Origin of the sequence: Haloarcula halobia (genome assembly GCF_029338255.1) — an archaeon.
GTDB classification, from domain to species: Archaea; Halobacteriota; Halobacteria; order Halobacteriales; family Haloarculaceae; genus Haloarcula; species Haloarcula halobia.
Map to the genome: position 1 here is coordinate 729,559 of NZ_CP119787.1, position 16,610 is coordinate 746,168.

A 16,610-nucleotide genomic window follows, 5' to 3' on the forward strand; every position below is an offset into this window, starting at 1 on the left:
GGGCGGGGAGATCCTATCCAAGACGATAAAATTAAGAAAATCCCCATCGAAAATTACGGTTTGTTATCAACTGTGATACGCTAGAGGGAACATTCAAGGGTGTTTGCCGACATGGTTACAGACGATGAGTAGTCTCGCTCTCGTGTCGACGCTCGCGACCCTTCCCGCGGAGGTGGTTGCACTCGCACCCGCGCTCTTCGTGTTGCTCTCGGGTGGGCTCGTCGGGATGAGCATCAAGAACATGTTCGATTCGATCATGTCCGGCGACGAGAGCGAGGAGGACGCGGACGACGACAGCGGTGGGATGGCAGACGGTGGCGGCCTGATGGCCGAAGAGGGCGGCGGGGACGACCTCGGCGGCCTCGGCGGCCTCGATGACGACGACGGTATGGGCGGGTTCGGCGACGACGAGTTCGGCGACATGGAGGACGCCACCGGCCCGGACACCGACGAACTGGAACACCGCTTAGACGAACTGGAAAACGAGGTCGGCTCGCTCTCCTCGACGGTCAACACGGTGCGGACGGAAAACGAGAGCATCTCCGAGTCCGTCGAGGAGGTCGAAGAGAACGTCAGGAAACTGCTCGACATCTACGAGATGGTCACCCGTGGCGTCAACCCCTTCGCCGACGACGTCGACGCCGGCATGGGCGGCGGCATGGGTGGCGGTGATGGCGGTTCCTTCGGCCTGTTCGAGGATGACGGCGAAGACGGGGGCGACGACTTAGACGAGGACGTGGCCAACGCCGACGCCGAGGGCTTTTTCGACGACGATCTCTCGGAGGACGCCGGCGGCTCGATGTCGATGGACGACGGGAGCGTCGACGACATGTTCCCGGACGACGATGACGGCGGCGACGGCGGCGGCGGTGGCGGATTCGAGGATGACGGCGGCTCGTTCGACGAGGACTTCGAGGGCGACTTCGACGACGGACTGGAGGACGACGACATGAGCATGGACGATGGCATGAGCATGGACGACGACAGCGGCGACAGCGACGGCGGCAAGTCCTTCGCCGAACTGAAAGACGAATACGAATCGGGCGAGGCCGACTGGGCCGACGACGACGGCGACCTCGACGAGACGGCCGACGACGGCAACCTGCTCGAGGAGGGTGACGATGACGGCGACCTCGACCAGACGGGCGACGACGGCCTGCTCGAGGAGGGTGACGACGGCCTGCTCGAGGAGGGCGACGAGGCGGCGTTCGAGGAGGACACCGGCGGTCTCGAGGACGACGACCTCTTCGACGAGGTCATCGAGGACGACGAATCCGACGACGAGGCCGCCACAGCGGCCGACCCGGCGTCGACCACTGACTCCGACCCCGACCCGGCGGCGTCGGCCGATTCCGAGTCGACGTCGACCACTGCGGCCCAGGACCCGACACCCGAGCCGGAACCGGAGCCAGAACCGGACCCGACGCCGGCGGCCACCGAGACGGAGACCACGAGCGACGCGTCGGCCAACGACGGCGAGGGCAAGCCCTACCTGGCGTCGATGCCGGAGGGCTTTGCCGCCGACCTGATAATCGTCGAGTGGCTGGAGTACCTGGTGGGGCAGACGGGCTACCGCGAGACGGCCCGGGCGCTCGAGTACTACGAGACGATCGGATGGATCGACGAGTCCGTCGCCGACCAGCTCAGAGACTACCTCCGCGGGTTCGACGACGTCGACGACACCGGCGGCGGACTCACCATCGACCACCACACCGAGAGCCTCCGTTACATCTCGCAACTCGACGAGGACAGCGGCCCTGAGGCCGTCGCGCTCTCGAAACTGGTGGGCGGAGGTGGTGCCGATGGGCTTCAGCGTTAGCGGCTCGGCGGCCATCATCTTCGTCGCCGCGTTCATCGGGTTCGGGATGTTCTACTCGGCCTCGGCAAACAGCCTCGAACAGATCTCGGACGCCCGCGACGACCAGCGAGATACGCTCTTGGAACAGCAAAACACCGCGATAACCGTGATCGACGTGACCTACGATTCGACGGGCGACTCCCTGACGATCACTGTCGAGAACACGGGCTCGACCGAACTCGCGGTCAGCGACGTCGACGTCCTCGTGGACAACGAGTACCAGTCGGGCTACCAGACGGCCGTCGACGGCGATACCACGACCGACCTGTGGCTCGCCCAGCAGACCCTCGAAATCACCGTGACCCCTCTCTCTCCGAAGCCCGACCGCGTGAAACTCGTCACCGGGCCCGGCATCGAAGCGACCGAGGAGGTGCCCTGAGATGGCGAGCGTCTCTGCCTCCCATCTCATCATCTTCATCGCGTCGATGATGATCGCCGCCAGCGTCGCCGGCGTATTCACCGACAGCGTCGGCCAGCTGAGCAACGCGCTGTCCGAACAGGGGTTAGACGTCAGCAGCGACGTCCGGACCGACGTCGAGATCATCTCGGACGCCGGGAGCGACGCGATATACGACACCGGCACGGAGAATATCACCCTCCACGTCAAGAACACCGGCACGGAACGGCTCGCGCCGGTCCCCGACCAGATGGATCTCTTCGTCAACGGGACGTTCATGACCGCCTACGCGGTGACGCTGGAACCCGACGGTGGGGCGACCTGGAACCCCGGAGACGTGGTCCGCGTCGAGATATCCGTCCCGGGGCTGTCGACCGGCGACCACCGCGTCAAGATTATCGTCAACGGCGACGAGGAGGTGTTCGAGTTCAACCGATGAGCCTCGCGAGCACGGACCTCTTCTCGCTCGGACTGGAGGGCCACGACCGATTGAACAAGGAACTGGGCGGGGGCATCCCGCCGGGCAGCATCATCCTCGTCGAGGGCGACTACGGGGCCGGGAAGTCGGCGCTGAGCCAGCGGTTCACCTACGGCCTCTGCGAGGAGGGCCACGAGGTGACCTACCTCTCGACGGAGCTGACCGTCGGGAGTTTCCTAGACCAGATGCACTCGCTGTCCTACGACATGGTCAACCACATCCTGGACGAGCAGGTCCTCTTCTTGCACGCCGATATCGGCGACTCCAACACCTTCTCGGGGGGCGACCAGGAGGAAGAGCGCAAGGAGTTGCTGCGCCGGTTGATGGAGGCGGAGGTGATGTGGAACAGCGACGTCGTCGTCATCGACACGTTCGACGCCATCCTCCGGAACGACCCCAAGTTCGAGGCGCTGGTCCGTCAGAACGACGAGCGACAGGCCGCCCTGGAGATCATCTCCTTTTTCAGGGACGTCATCTCCCAGGGCAAGTGCATCATGCTGACGGTGGACCCCTCGACGCTGGACGAGGAGGCCATCGGCCCGTTCCGGGCCATCGCGGACGTCTTCATCGAACTGGAGATGATCGAGGTGGGCAACGACGTCCGCCGTCAGATCAACGTCCTGCGATTCGCCGGGATGGGCGAACAGGTCGGCGACACCATCGGCTTCTCGGTGCGGTCGGGGACTGGTATCGTCATCGAATCGCGGAGCGTTGCCTAGAGGTGACCTAAGATATGACAGACCACGGACGTGCGAAACCCTCGGACGAACTGCGACAGATGGCCGCGCGGCGCCCGCACCTGCGGGACCACCTCAAGAAGTTCAAGCAGATCACCGGGGAGTTCCCCATGCTCATCGACGAGGCCGACGACGAGTACGAGTCCGACCGGCCCAACGTCCTCTACCCCGTGGGCGGCCCAATCTTCTGTCACATCTACGGCGACGTCGGCCAGGACATGAAATATTACGCCATCGAACCGGAGCTCGACGAGGAGGAGGGCGCCGTCTTCGACAAGGTCCGCAATCGGCTCCTCCAGAAGAGCGTCAACAAGCCCGCCCCGGAGAGCGAAGCGGAGTACGACGACCGCATCGAGGAACTCCTGCAGGAGACCACGAAGATCCGCGACGAGGACGCCGACAGCGGGGTGCTGACCCGCCTGTCGAATCTGACCAACGTCAGTGCCGTCGAGGTGACCCAGGAGACCTACGAGAACATCCTCTACCGCCTCAACCGGGACATCGTCGGCCTGGGCCCCCTGGAACCGGTGATGCGGGACCCGGCCAACGAGGACATCCACGTCATCGGCCGCAGCGAGTGCCACGTCGACCACGGCGTCTACGGGATGCTCGAGACGACCGTCGAGTGGGAGTCCGAGGAGGCCTTCGACCAGTGGCTGCGAAACATGGGCGAGCGCATCGGCGACCCCGTCTCGGACTCCGATCCCATCGTCGACTCGACGCTGCCCGACGGGTCGCGGCTGAACCTCATCTACTCCGACGACGTGAGCGTCAAGGGCCCCTCGCTGACCATCCGGCAGGGTGACGAGATCCCCCTCTCGATCTTCCAGATCACGAAGTGGGCGACGCTCTCGCCGGAACTGGCTGCCTATCTGTGGCTCTGTCTGGAGAACGAACAGACCGTCTTCGTCGTCGGGGAGACGGCCTCAGGGAAGACGACGACGCTGAACGCCATCACCTCGTTCATCCCCGACGACTCGAAGATCTACACCGCGGAGGACACCGCCGAGGTGCTGCCCCCGCACAACACCTGGCAGCAACTGCTCACCCGCGAGGGCGAGGACGAGGGCACCAGCATCGACATGTTCGACCTGGTCGCGGCGGCACTGCGCTCCCGACCCGACTACATCATCGTGGGCGAGGTCCGTGGCGAGGAGGGGCGGATGGCCTTCCAGGCCGCCCAGACCGGCCACCCGGTCATGCTGACCTTCCACGCCAGCGACATCGTCTCGATGATCCAGCGCTTTACCGGCGAACCCATCAACGTCCCCGAGACGTTCATGGACGTCGCCGACGTGGCGCTGTTCCAGAACCGGGTCAAGCAGGGCGACCAGGTCCTTCGCCGGGTCACCAGCGTCCAGGAGATCGAGGGCTACTCCAAGGAGATGGACGGGGTCGTCACCCGCCAGGCGTTCAACTGGGACCCCGTCGAGGACGAGATCGTCTTCCAGGGGATGAACAACTCATACGTCCTCGAGGAGCAGATCGCGACGCTGCTGGGCTACGAGGACACCCGCGACATCTACGACGACCTTCAGTTCCGCGCAAACCTCATCGAACGGGCCATCCAGGAGGGCATCCTGGGCTATCACGAGGTCAACGACTTCATCTCCGACTTCCAGCGCGACGGCATCGAGGGTATCCCGTTCAACATCTCACGGCCCGAGTGACGATGGCTCAGGGCGAGGCGGAGAACGGACTGGACCTGACGATAAGCGAGACGGTCGAGGGCCTGGCCGAGTCCTACCGGCAGATGACGATTCCGATAGAGCGGTATCTCCTTTTCATCCTCGGGCCCTCGGTCGCCTTCTTCCTTCTCTCTACGGTCGCCGCGTTCGCGCTCGACCTCCCGCTTACCATCAAGGCGCCCATCCCGCTGCTGGGCTTTCTCGCGATGGTCTCGGCGATCTTCTATCCGAAGATCCTGCTCTCCCAGCGCAAGCGCGAGCTCAACAACCGCTTTCACCTGCTCATCACCCACATGACGGTGCTGGCGACGACGAAGATCGACCGCATGGAGGTGTTCCGTACCCTCGCCCAGGAAGACGAGTACGGCGAACTCGCCCTCGAGATGCACCGCATCGTCCAGCTGGTCGACACCTGGAACCAGAGCCTCGACGACGCCTGCCGTCGCCGGGCCAAGGAGGTGCCCAGCGACGCCTTCTCCGATTTCCTGGACCGCCTGGCCTACACGCTCGGGGCCGGCCAGTCCCTGGAGGACTACCTCCTCTCGGAGCAGGACCAGATCATCCAGCACTACTCGACGGTCTACGAGAGCTCGCTCGACAGCCTCGAGGTGATGAAAGACCTCTACCTGTCGATGATCCTGTCGATGACGTTCGCCCTGGTGTTCGCGGTGGTCCTGCCGGTGCTGACCGGGACGAACCCGACGATGACGGTCAGCGCCGTCATCGTGATGTTCATCTTCGTCCAGTCGGGTTTCTTCCTCGCCATCCGCTCGATGGCGCCGTACGACCCGGTGTGGTACCACCCCGAGGAGTACCCCTCGCCCGTCGAGGAGCGCCTCGACCGGTCGATGTACGTCGGCGTCGGCCTGTCGGTGCTGCTAGTCCTCTTCGTCGTCGGGAGCCTGCTGGGCGTGACGCCGGTCACGCTCAACGACGTCCTGTTCATGGTCGAGTCGGTCCCGCTGCCCCTCTACGCTGTCGTCCCCATCACGCCCATGCTGTACCCGGGCATCGTCTTCCGCCAGGAGGAACAGCGCATCAAGGGCCGGGACAACGAGTTCCCGAGCTTCATCCGCGCGCTCGGGGCCACCGAGGGAGCCAAGCAGTCGACGACCGGGATGGTCCTGCGGACGCTCCGGAAGAAGGACTTCGGCCCGCTGACCGAGAACATCAACAACCTCTACAAGCGCCTGAACATGCGCATCGAACCGTCGGCGGCCTGGCGGTACTTCACGGCCGACTGCCGCTCGTATCTCATCCAGACGTTCTCGGAGATGTACCTCATCGGCAGGGAGATGGGCGGCTCGCCAAAGCAGCTGGGCGAGCTCATCGCCGCGAACATGAACGAGGTGATGCAGTTGCGCCAGCAGCGCAAGCAGGCGACGACGACCCTCGTCGGCCTCCTCTATGGCATCACCGCGGCATCGACGTTCGCCTTCTTCATCGGCCTGCAGGTCGTCAACATCCTGGCCCAGATGTCGCTTGACCTGAACGCCGGGAGTCGCCTCGACGTCGACTCGCTCATCAACACCGGCGTCTACAACATCCCGCTCATCGAGTTCCTGCTCATCATCATCATCATGTTCTCGGCGATGCTGTCCGCCCTGATGGTCCGGACCGTCGACGGCGGGCACAAGGCCAACACCTACATGCACTTCGTCATCCTCTCGTGGATCGGCGCACTCACCGGGACCTTCACGAAGTGGCTGGTGACGCAGTTCCTGCAGATCTGACCGGCGAACGGTGGGAATCGGGGACGGCACCGGCGTCGTCGCCCTGACGGCCGACACTGTCGACCCGCGTTAATGCCTGTTTTACTAACACGTCTGTGGGCCGACGTGTGAGCTATGGCCGCGGACTCATCCGACTGGGACGATCGGTCGACCGGTGCGCACGAGGCCCACCTGGCAGAGGCCTACGAACATCTCTCGATCGTACTTGAGGGACTCGACCTGGAACGCGACCGGGAGTTCGCCGACCAGGTCATCGGGGCGCTCATGGAGACGGAACGGGCCTACACCGCAGCCGTCAAGGCCAGCGACCGGTCCGACCGCACCGTCGCCTCCCTGTCCGAGGACTGACCGGGCCGGCCGAAGCCGACCGGTCGGCTACCGGGTCCTCGGTCGAACGCTGCGTGCTCCCGACTCACTCCCAGACGAACGTGCCGTCCACCTGGACGATCTCGCCGTCGACCTCGAGTCGCGACCCCTCGCCCATCGTCGTGATGAGGTCCTCGTGGACGGCGCTCTCGATCCCCGTCTCGCCGTCGGGGAGGCAGGCGTCGTAGGACCGGCCGAGCGCGAGGTGGACGGTGCCGCCCATCTTCTCGTCGAAGAGGATGTTGTCGGTGACGCGGTCGACGCCGCGGTTCATCCCGATACCGAGTTCGCCAAACTGTCGGGATCCGCCGTCCGTCTCGACGACCTCGGTGACGACGTCCAGTCCCTGCTCGGCGTCCCAGTCGACGACGACGCCGTCCTTCAGCGTCAGCGAGACGCCGCTGACGCGCTGGCCCTGGATGGTCATCGGCACGTCGAAGGTGACGACGCCGGCGGCGTCGGCCGGCGCGGTGAACACCTCGCCCGAGGGGAGGTTGTGCGAGTCGTAGGCCACGCTCGCCGCGGAGTTGACGGCGATTCGGTCGGCAATGTCCAGCGTGAGGTCCGTCCCCTCGCCGACGATGCGGACCGTCTCGCCCGCGTCGAGGATGTCCTTCAACCGGGCCTGTTCCTCGGCGAGTGCCGCCCAGTCCCGGAGCGTCGCGTCGTAGACGAAGTCCCGGTAGGCCTCGTAGGCCATCCCGGCCTGCTGGGCCATCGCCCGCGTCGGGTGCTGCGTCGAGACCCAGTCCGTCTCGAGTCGTGCCTCGCGGATCTCCGCTCGCGCCGTGGCGTACGCCTGTCGCGTCTCGCTCGGCACGTCGGCGCTCCCGGCGACGTTGTTCGACCCCGAGAGGACGAGGACGCTGTCGGCCTGTTCGTACAGTGCGAGTTCGTACGCGGGGTCGGCCTCGAACTCCCCGTCGAACGCTCGCAGGTACGCCCGGGTCACCTCGTCGGAACTGTACGTCGCCACGAGGTTCGCTCCGCTCCGGCCGAGTTGCTCGGCGACGGCCACCGCGAGGTCGTGTGCCCCCTCGTCGACCTGCACGACGACGTCGTCCCCGGCCTCGATGCGTGCGCTCCACTCGACCAGGGTCCGCGCGTGTTCGCGGATGCGGTCGTCCATGCCCGCTGATCGGATGGCGCGGGCAAAACACCACGGGTCGCTCGCGAGAACCGCAACCCCTACCTGCCCGGTCGCTGACCTGCGAGTATGGAACTTGGCGTCATCGGACTGGGACGCATGGGCCGCATCGTCGTCGACCGGGTGCTCGAGGCGGGCCACGACGTGGTCGTCTTCGACATCGACGAGGAAGCCGTCGCGGCGGCCGCCGACGCCGGTGCGACCCCCGCGGACTCTATCCCCGACGTGGCCGACGAGCTGGGCGACGAGAAGCGCATCTGGCTGATGGTCCCCGCGGGCGACCCGGTCGACGCGGCGCTGGACGAACTCGAGGGGCTCGTGGACGGCGACGACGTCGTCGTCGACGGCGGGAACTCCCACTTCGAGGACTCGGTCCGACGGGCCGAGTCGACCGACGCGGCCTACCTGGACTGTGGGACCTCCGGCGGTCCCGCCGGCGCGGACCTGGGCTTCTCGCTGATGGTCGGCGGGCCGCAGTGGGCCTACGACGAACTCACGCCTGTGTTCGACGCCGTCGCGACCGGGCCGGCGGGCCACGACCGCATGGGTCCCGCCGGGTCGGGCCACTACGTGAAGATGGTCCACAACGGCGTCGAGTACGCGCTGATGCAGGCCTACGGCGAGGGGTTCGAACTGCTCGCGAACGGCCGCTACGACCTCGATCTGGCGGCCGTCTCGCGCACCTTGAACAACGGCGCGGTCATCCGGTCGTGGCTGCTGGAACTCTGCGAGGAGGCGTTCCGCGAGGAGGGCACCGACCTGGGCGACGTCGCCGACCGCGTCGAGGGCGGGTCGACGGGCACCTGGACCGTCCAGGAGGCCCTCGAACAGGAGGTACCGATGCCGCTCATCTACCAGGCGCTGGCCGAACGGTTCGGGTCCCGCGCCGACGACGGCCGATTCTCGCGCCGGCTGGCCAACCGACTGCGCTACGGATTCGGTCGCCACGAGGTCCCGCGGCAGTAGCGAGAGCCCGAGCGAAGCGAGGGGTCTCGACACACGAGCGGTGAACAGCGGGAACCGCGAGTAGCGAGAGCGCGAGCGCAGCGGCGGGTCTCGACCCGGCAAACCACCAGCCTGCGGCCGCGAGGAATCCAAAGGTTAGTTAACCCAGTACTCCATAGCCGCGCATATGGTTGAACTGGTAGGCATCGCCGCCGGGGCCACGCTCACCCTCATCGTAGTGGCGCTCCACTACGCGAAGGGGACCGGGTGGGAGGCACCGGAGGACATCTCCCAGCAGGTGCTCGAACAGCGGGCCGCGACGGTACCCGAGACGGACTTCCCCGAACCCTACAATCGCTCTATCGGCGGCGGCGCGCCTGCCGGTGCGATTCCGGCCGGCGAGGCCGAGGGCGAACTCGAGGAGGGCGAGGCGGCCGAGGAGGAGGCCGGCTTCGATCCCGACTCCATCGCCGACGACGAGGTCGAGTACTACGAGATCGAGTTCGCGAAGGAGGGCGAGACCATCGAAGTCGCGAACAACGAGACGGTTCTGGACGCCGGCGAGGACGAGGGCTGGGACCTCCCCTACGCCTGCCGCCAGGGCCAGTGTATCTCCTGTGCCGGCCACATTGAGGACGGTCCGGCCGAGGACTACATCCGCCACAGCCAGAACGAGTCGCTGTTCGAAGACGACATGGAGGACGGCTACTGCCTGACCTGCGTCGCCTACCCCGTCGCGGACTTCACCATCGAGACCGGCGAGTCCCCCTGACTCCCGGGTTCACAACCGTTAAGAGGCCGACTCGAATATTCTCCCCCGTGGGCGGCTAGTTCAGCGGACAGAACGCCTGGTTCCGGACCAGATGGTCGGGGGTTCAAATCCCTCGCCGCCCGTGAGTTCTGCGCGAACGGCTGTGAGCGCGAACGAACAGACACGAGAGAGATTTGAACCCGGGGAGTCGCAGCGCCCGAGCGAAGCGAGGGCGATCGTCTCCACTCGGTTCGAATCCCTCGCCGCCCGTCCACTTTTTACGTCGTCGAGGTTCCTCGCTCGCGACGCTCGCTGCGGGACCCACTCCTCGTAAAAACGTGGGGAAAAACTGCTCCGACTCACTTCGTTCGTCGGAGTGAAACGGCTCGCTTCGCTCGCCGCATGCTCGTGGTTCGAATCCCTCGCCGCCCGTCCACTTTTTACGTCGTCGGGGGTGTCGCCGCGGGACGGGCGGCAGTATCGACCCGGATACCGGCCAGGTCCAGGAAAACATCAACTTCGTTAGAGTGGTTGCCTATCCAGTGGCCGGGACGTACGTATGGTCGGCACGAGCGAGCTGCCACGCGTGGCGGCTCGGGGGGTTCGACGCCTCACGGTCGGGGTGGTACCAGTCACGGCCAGGGGGTCTCGCGTGAGTGTGGCTGTGATTGCTGTGAGAGCGGCACGTCGCGTCGCCCCCGAACACCGGTTCGGTGGTGGTACGTGGGGCTGTGCCCGCTCGCGAGCCTGCGACCGCGGCAGCGAGACGACGACGTCCAGGCCGTCCGCTCCGACGGGGGGACGGTGACCGACCCGTCGGGTCCCGACGCGGTGCCCGCGGACCCGTCTGTGCCCGACGACAGTACGGACGAGGCGACTGCGCGACGCCACGTCGGGGTCGGTCTGACGGGCGGGCTCACCCCGTGTTCTCCCCGAGGACCCCGCTGAGCGGGGACATCGACGATCAGGCCTGGATCTCGACCTCGCGACCGCGGGCGGTCGCGTCCTGCATCACCGGCAGGCGAATCTCGAGGATCCCGTTGTTGTACTGTGCGGTGCTGTCCTCGTCGTCGACGTGCTTGGGGAAGCGGAACCGCCGGTGGTAGGTCCTGCGCTCACCGCGGCGCTCGTCCTCGTGTTCGGCGGCGATGTTGAGCACGCCGTCGTCCCACGACACCGATATCTCCTCGGGGTCGAAGCCCGGCATCTCGACGCTCAGGACGAACTCCTCGTCTTCCTCGTACAGCTCGTAGTCGTTCCGTCCGGTCTCGAACAGTCGACTCGGGAAGTCTGTGCCCTGCAGCCAGGAACTCGCGGTACCAGTTGGCAGAGCCATCGCTGGTCACCTCGTTCCACTGGTCGATTATCTGCGGTTCGGAATAAATAGTGTTGTTATTATCACGCAGCGACGTATTTTATCAAATTGATATCGTGACGAATCGACGTGGCGGGCCGTCAACGTACACCTGGGGCGTCAGAGTCGCCGGAGTACCGGATTCGAGGCGCGGTGACGGCCGCTACGGATTTCTCGAACGAGAGCCCCGATTCGGATGAAAAGAAGACTTCGTTTCTTGATTAGCAATTCTTAATACTGGAAAGCAAAAACATATTGTCCATGCCTGGTCCCGACCAAGACTGGTGGCCGAATCAGCTGGACTTGCACATCCTCGATCAGAACGTCCGTCAGGTCGGTCCGATGGACGACGACTTCGATTACGCCGAGGCGTTCGAGTCCCTCGATCTCGACGCCGTCAAAGCGGACATCGAAGACGTGATGACGACGTCCCAGGACTGGTGGCCCGCTGACTACGGCCACTACGGCCCGCTTTTCATCCGGATGGCGTGGCACAGCGCCGGGACGTACCGCACGAGCGACGGCCGCGGCGGCGCGGCCGGCGGCCGGCAGCGCTTCGCCCCGCTCAACAGCTGGCCGGACAACGCGAACCTCGACAAGGCGCGCCGACTGCTCTGGCCGGTCAAGCAGAAGTACGGCCGCAAACTCTCGTGGGCCGACCTGCTGGTGCTCGCCGGCAACGTCGCCCTGGAGTCGATGGGCTTCGAGACGTTCGGGTTCGCCGGCGGCCGCGAGGACGACTGGGAACCCGACGACGCCGTCGACTGGGGCCCCGAGGACGAGATGGAGGCCTCCGAGCGCTTCGGCGAGGACGGCGACCTCCAGGAGGGTCTGGGTGCGACCGTCATGGGCCTCATCTACGTCAACCCCGAGGGACCCGACGGCCAACCGGACCCCGAGGCCTCCGCGACGAACATCCGCGAGTCGTTCAGCCGCATGGCGATGAACGACGAGGAGACGGTGGCGCTCATCGCCGGCGGTCACACGTTCGGGAAGGTCCACGGCGCCGACTCCAGTGACAACCTCGGCCCCGAACCCGAGGCGGCTCCCATGGAGCAGCAGGGCCTGGGCTGGGAGAACGAGTACGGGTCCGGCAAGGGACCGGACACCATCACCAGCGGCATCGAGGGCCCCTGGACGGACGCCCCCATCTCGTGGGACATGGGCTACCTGAACAACCTGCTCGAGTACGAGTGGGAACCGCACAAGGGCCCCGGCGGCGCCTGGCAGTGGCAGCCCACGGACGAGGACCTCCACGAGAGCGCCCCGGACGTCCACGACCCGTCGGAGAAGGTCACGCCGATGATGCTGACGACGGACATCGCGCTCAAGAAAGACCCGGACTACCGGGAGATCGTCGAGCGCTACCAGGAGAACCCCGGCGAGTTCCAGGCGAACTTCGCCAGGGCGTGGTACAAGCTCATCCACCGCGACATGGGCCCGCCGTCCCGGTTCCTCGGCCCCGAGGTGCCCGACGAGGAGCTGATCTGGCAGGACCCGATTCCCGACGTCGGCCACGCGCTCATCGGCGACGAGGCGGCCGAGGAGCTCAAGGCCGAGCTCCTCGAGTCGGACCTCTCGGTCGCCCAGCTGGCCAAGACCGCCTGGGCGGCGGCCTCGACGTACCGCGACAGCGACAAGCGCGGTGGCGCCAACGGCGCCCGTATCCGCCTGGAACCCCAGCGCAGCTGGGACGTGAACGAACCCGAGGCGCTGGCGACCGTGCTCGACACCCTCGAAGATATCAAGCAGGAGTTCGACGAGTCCCGGTCCGACGGGACGCGGGTCTCGCTGGCCGACCTCATCGTGCTGGGCGGCAACGCCGCCGTCGAGCAGGCGGCGGCCGACGCCGGCTACGACGTGACGGTCCCGTTCGAACCTGGTCGCACCGACGCCTCGCAGGACCAGACCGACGTCGACTCCTTCGAGGCCCTGGAGCCACGGGCCGACGGGTTCCGGAACTACCTCCCCGACGACGCCGCCGAGTCGGCCGAGGAACTGCTGGTCGACAGGGCCGACCTGCTGACGCTGACGCCGTCGGAGATGACGGTGCTAGTCGGCGGGATGCGCGCGCTGGACGCGAACTACCAGGGGACGGCCCACGGCGTCTTCACCGACGAGCCCGGGACGCTGACCAACGACTTCTTCGTGAACCTGCTCGGCATGGACACGGAGTGGGAACCGGCCGACGAGGACGGCCTCTACGAGGGCTACGACCGCGAGACGGGCGAACTCGAGTGGACGGCGACCCGCGTCGACCTCGTCTTCGGGTCGAACTCCCGGCTCCGGGCCATCGCTGAGGCGTACGCGTGTGACGACGCCGAGGAGAAGTTCGTCCGCGACTTCGTCGACGCCTGGCACAAAGTGATGCAGCTGGACCGCTTCGACCTCGAGTAAGTACCCACGGCGCGGTGCCCGCTGACGTCCGGCGACGGGCCGGGCAGGCGTCACCGTATCCGCTCGTTGTTCGCTACCGCTGGATTACCGCGACTCGACGTGCACTCGGACCGGGCCGTCCGGCTGTGCCGTCATCTGTGGTGCCACGGCTATCTCATCGGATGCCTCCAGGCGGTACCGCGAGAGCACCGCGGCGAGCACGGCTTTCATCTCGAGACGGGCGAAGTGGCGCCCGATGCAGATGCGGGCGCCGGAACCGAAGGGGACGAACGCGTCGGCCTTCTCGCGCGGCGAGGTCCCGGCCCACCGGTCCGGGTCGAACGTCCGCGGGGCGTCGTAGAACCGGCTGTCGCGGTGGACGTTCCACACCGAGAGGAGCACCTGCTCGCCGGCGGGCAGGTGCCAGTCGCCGACCTCGACCGCTTCGGTCGTGACGCGGGGAATCGCGTGGACCGGCGGGTAGAGCCGCAGCGTCTCGTCGACGACCCGCTCTACGTACTCGAGGTCCTGCAGGTCCGAAAGCGTCGCCCGTCCGTCGAGGACTGCGTCGACTTCCGCCGCGGCGCGCTCGGCGACCGCCGGATGCAACCCGAGCTGGTGGAGGGCGTACGTCATCGCCAGCGCGGTGGTCTCGTGGCCGGCAAAGAGCATCCCGACGACCTGGTCGAGCACCGCCGACTCGTCGAAGCCCGACGTCGGGTCCTCGCGCAGCGACGCGAGCGTCGCGAGCAGGCTGTCCGCGTCGGGGTCGGTCCCGGCGGCCGACAGGAGCGACCGCGCTCGCTCCCGCAACGCGGCCGACCCACGGCGGAACCGTCGCCGGGCCGGCGTCGGCACCCAGTCGGGCAGCACCCACGACGTCGGTTCGAACCAGCCGTTCAACGCGTGGGCGGCCTCGGTCAGCGACGCGAGTTCCGCGCCCGCGATCGAGTGTCCCAGGACCACCTCGAACAGGTTCTCCAGCGCGAGGACGCGCATCTCCTCGTCGAGTCTGACCGTCGCCGGGGCGTCCCACCCGTCGAGTCGATCGTGGGCGAGCGCGGACATCGTCGACGCGTACTCGCCGATGCGGGTGGGACTGAAAAAGTCCTCCATGGCGTGGCGCTGGCGCCGCCACTGGTCGCCCTCGACGGCGAGCAGCGCTTCACCGAAGGCGACCGTGAAGTCGTCGAGTTTCGCGAACCGCTCCCGGTCACGCAGCACCGCCCCGACGTGGTCCGGGTGGGCGACGACGGTGACGTCCTTGCCGAGCAATCGCATACGGAAGACGTCGCCGGTCGATTCGACGGCCTCCGCCACGAACCCGAACGGGTCTCTCGCGAAACCGACCGTGTGGCCCAGCGCCGGCCACCCAGGCGGCGCGGGCGGGGATTCCTCTGCCATGTTCCCAGCGGTGTCGGCCCCCGGACAAAAGTGTTGAGTTCGTCGCCCGGCCCCGTGTCCCACGGCCATCCCGCCGCCGAACCGAAACCGACAGGTGGGATACCTGCGGCCACACGACCGTATGCTCACGGAGGTCGCACAGACGTACTCCGACGTGTTCGCCCCCGAGATATTCGTGCTCGTCTGTGGCCTGTTGCTCATCGGCTACGAGTGGCGGGCGGTACCCGACCGGTCACTGGCGACCCTCGGGGCGCGAGTCGCCACCCTCGGCGTCGGGTGGGCCGTCGCCTTCCTCGTCTACCAGGGCGTCCCGCGCCTCGTCGCCCATCCGCCCACGTGGGCACCTGATGCGACGGGCAGCGCCGGCCTCGGCCTCGGTGTCCTCCTCATCTGGGCAGTCTGGCGACGACGGCGCTGGGGGACTCTGGTGCCGGGCTTTGCGGCGCTGCTGGTCGGCGTCACCGTCCCCCACCTCCTGGTCACCCCGTTCTGGGACGTCTCGAGCCACGTCCTCTACGCGGTGGTCCCGGCAGGCTACCTCGGCCTGGTCGACTGGCGATTCGCCCCGCTTTCTGCCCTCGCCCTCGGGATGGTCGTCGCCCGGCCGCTCGCCGGGGCTCACACCTTGCTCCAGTCGATCGGCGGCCTCCTCCTCGGTGTGGTCTTCCTCTGGGCCGCCGTCCGGGTCTGGTTCCCCGACCGACTCTCGATGCCGGCGGCGGCTGCCTGACCGCTCACACGTCGTTCTGCGGCAGGGGCGTCCGACCAGAACCCTCTTGCTGTAGAAATAGATGTGGAAGTCCGATATATGTAAAAGAACTCTCTAATAGGGTACAAAAATAATAATATGCCAGTACTTTTCCCAATTACGTATCTAAATACACGAGAGTGAAAGCATACCCCTCCAGAATACGTTGATATAGTGTATATATCGATACGTATGGTGGGTGACGAATCCCCGGTACCGGCGACGGTCCAGTCGTCGGACTCGGCGGCCGCGTCCCGTTCGTCGGCGAGGTGTGAGACGATGTCGGTGATGAGGTCCTCCTGGCCGACGACCAGCACCCCATCTGGGCGTTGCCCGAGCCGGCGCCCAGGCCCAGGTTGCCGTGGGCGTGGAAGCCGACGTCGATGGAGAGCTCGTCGGCGAGCAGTCCCACCCGGTCGCGGACGTCGCTGGGGAGCATCGCCCCCGCCGAGTCCATGACGTAGACGGCGTCGGCCCCGTACTCCTCCATCAATTTCGCCTGTTCGAGGACGGTCTCGGGCGTCTGGCCGACTATTACGTTGACCGTCCCTCAAAATAATGGACGTACGCGTGTTAGGTGGGGGTTCCGTTCCGGGATCTCCCAGTACAGCGCTACGGTCGCACCGGA

Annotated in this window: 15 protein-coding genes and 1 tRNA gene; 12 read left to right on the forward strand and 4 right to left on the reverse strand. The window is 66.4% G+C overall.

The annotated features are described in order from the left end of the window. Positions 1 to 124 precede the first annotated feature (124 nt). The 7 genes from P1K88_RS03890 to P1K88_RS03920 all read left to right on the forward strand — a co-directional run bounded on the left by P1K88_RS03890 (position 125) and on the right by P1K88_RS03920 (position 7,239). Positions 125 to 1,819, forward strand: a complete 1,695-nt coding sequence (locus P1K88_RS03890; protein ID WP_276412705.1) for a FlaD/FlaE family flagellar protein — start codon at positions 125 to 127, stop codon at positions 1,817 to 1,819. Continuing rightward, complete coding sequence (gene arlF, locus P1K88_RS03895; RefSeq protein ID WP_276412706.1) at positions 1,803 to 2,237, forward strand: archaellum stator protein ArlF; 435 nt, start codon at positions 1,803 to 1,805, stop codon at positions 2,235 to 2,237. Before P1K88_RS03890 ends, arlF begins: the two co-directional genes overlap by 17 nt. A gap of 1 nt (position 2,238) precedes the next feature. Then, positions 2,239 to 2,694 (forward strand): archaellum stator protein ArlG, encoded by a 456-nt coding sequence (arlG, locus tag P1K88_RS03900; protein WP_276412708.1) that lies wholly within the window; start codon positions 2,239 to 2,241, stop codon positions 2,692 to 2,694. Then, positions 2,691 to 3,452, forward strand: coding sequence for an archaellum protein ArlH (arlH, locus tag P1K88_RS03905; protein WP_276412709.1), 762 nt, complete (start codon positions 2,691 to 2,693; stop codon positions 3,450 to 3,452). Before arlG ends, arlH begins: the two co-directional genes overlap by 4 nt. Before the next feature lie 14 nt (positions 3,453 to 3,466). After that, positions 3,467 to 5,140 (forward strand): type II/IV secretion system ATPase subunit, encoded by a 1,674-nt coding sequence (locus P1K88_RS03910; RefSeq protein WP_276412711.1) that lies wholly within the window; start codon positions 3,467 to 3,469, stop codon positions 5,138 to 5,140. A 2-nt stretch (positions 5,141 to 5,142) separates the two neighbouring features. After that, entirely contained in the window at positions 5,143 to 6,891 is a 1,749-nt protein-coding gene (gene flaJ, locus P1K88_RS03915) for an archaellar assembly protein FlaJ (RefSeq protein ID WP_276412713.1), read from the forward strand. A gap of 114 nt (positions 6,892 to 7,005) precedes the next feature. Continuing rightward, complete coding sequence (locus P1K88_RS03920) at positions 7,006 to 7,239, forward strand: hypothetical protein (protein ID WP_276412715.1); 234 nt, start codon at positions 7,006 to 7,008, stop codon at positions 7,237 to 7,239. A gap of 64 nt (positions 7,240 to 7,303) precedes the next feature. On the opposite strand, the gene P1K88_RS03925 is transcribed toward P1K88_RS03920, so the two are convergent. Beyond that, entirely contained in the window at positions 7,304 to 8,386 is a 1,083-nt protein-coding gene (locus P1K88_RS03925; protein WP_276412717.1) for an aminopeptidase, read from the reverse strand. Positions 8,387 to 8,473: 87 nt separating this feature from the next. Here P1K88_RS03925 and P1K88_RS03930 point away from each other — a divergent pair, with 87 nt between their 5' ends. From P1K88_RS03930 to P1K88_RS03940, 3 genes are all read left to right on the forward strand, one after another. Further along, a complete protein-coding gene (locus tag P1K88_RS03930; protein ID WP_276412719.1) occupies positions 8,474 to 9,370 on the forward strand; it encodes an NADP-dependent phosphogluconate dehydrogenase in 897 nt (298 codons plus the stop codon). A gap of 166 nt (positions 9,371 to 9,536) precedes the next feature. After that, positions 9,537 to 10,121 carry a 2Fe-2S iron-sulfur cluster-binding protein gene (locus tag P1K88_RS03935; RefSeq protein WP_276412721.1) on the forward strand — a complete coding sequence of 195 codons (585 nt, stop codon included), beginning with the start codon at positions 9,537 to 9,539 and terminating at the stop codon, positions 10,119 to 10,121. Between the two features lie 49 nt (positions 10,122 to 10,170). After that, positions 10,171 to 10,243, forward strand: a tRNA-Arg gene (locus P1K88_RS03940). Between the two features lie 821 nt (positions 10,244 to 11,064). On the opposite strand, the gene P1K88_RS03945 is transcribed toward P1K88_RS03940, so the two are convergent. Further along, positions 11,065 to 11,436 (reverse strand): Hsp20/alpha crystallin family protein, encoded by a 372-nt coding sequence (locus P1K88_RS03945; protein ID WP_276412722.1) that lies wholly within the window; start codon positions 11,434 to 11,436, stop codon positions 11,065 to 11,067. A 279-nt stretch (positions 11,437 to 11,715) separates the two neighbouring features. On the opposite strand from P1K88_RS03945, the gene katG reads away from it, so the two are divergent. Beyond that, positions 11,716 to 13,851: a catalase/peroxidase HPI gene (gene katG, locus P1K88_RS03950; RefSeq protein ID WP_276412723.1), complete on the forward strand. Its 2,136-nt coding sequence runs from the start codon at positions 11,716 to 11,718 to the stop codon at positions 13,849 to 13,851. A gap of 84 nt (positions 13,852 to 13,935) precedes the next feature. Here katG and P1K88_RS03955 read toward each other — a convergent pair whose 3' ends face one another. Beyond that, the gene (locus P1K88_RS03955; RefSeq protein WP_276412724.1) at positions 13,936 to 15,234 is read right to left on the reverse strand and encodes a cytochrome P450; all 1,299 of its coding nucleotides are present in this window, start codon (positions 15,232 to 15,234) and stop codon (positions 13,936 to 13,938) included. Between the two features lie 121 nt (positions 15,235 to 15,355). Between P1K88_RS03955 and P1K88_RS03960 the strand changes: the two genes are divergently transcribed. Further along, on the forward strand, positions 15,356 to 15,964 hold the full coding sequence (locus P1K88_RS03960; RefSeq protein ID WP_276412726.1) for a hypothetical protein: 609 nt from the start codon (positions 15,356 to 15,358) through the stop codon (positions 15,962 to 15,964). A 136-nt stretch (positions 15,965 to 16,100) separates the two neighbouring features. On the opposite strand, the gene P1K88_RS03965 is transcribed toward P1K88_RS03960, so the two are convergent. Further along, positions 16,101 to 16,517: a beta/alpha barrel domain-containing protein gene (locus P1K88_RS03965; RefSeq protein ID WP_379786676.1), complete on the reverse strand. Its 417-nt coding sequence runs from the start codon at positions 16,515 to 16,517 to the stop codon at positions 16,101 to 16,103. Between the last annotated feature and the right edge of the window lie 93 nt (positions 16,518 to 16,610).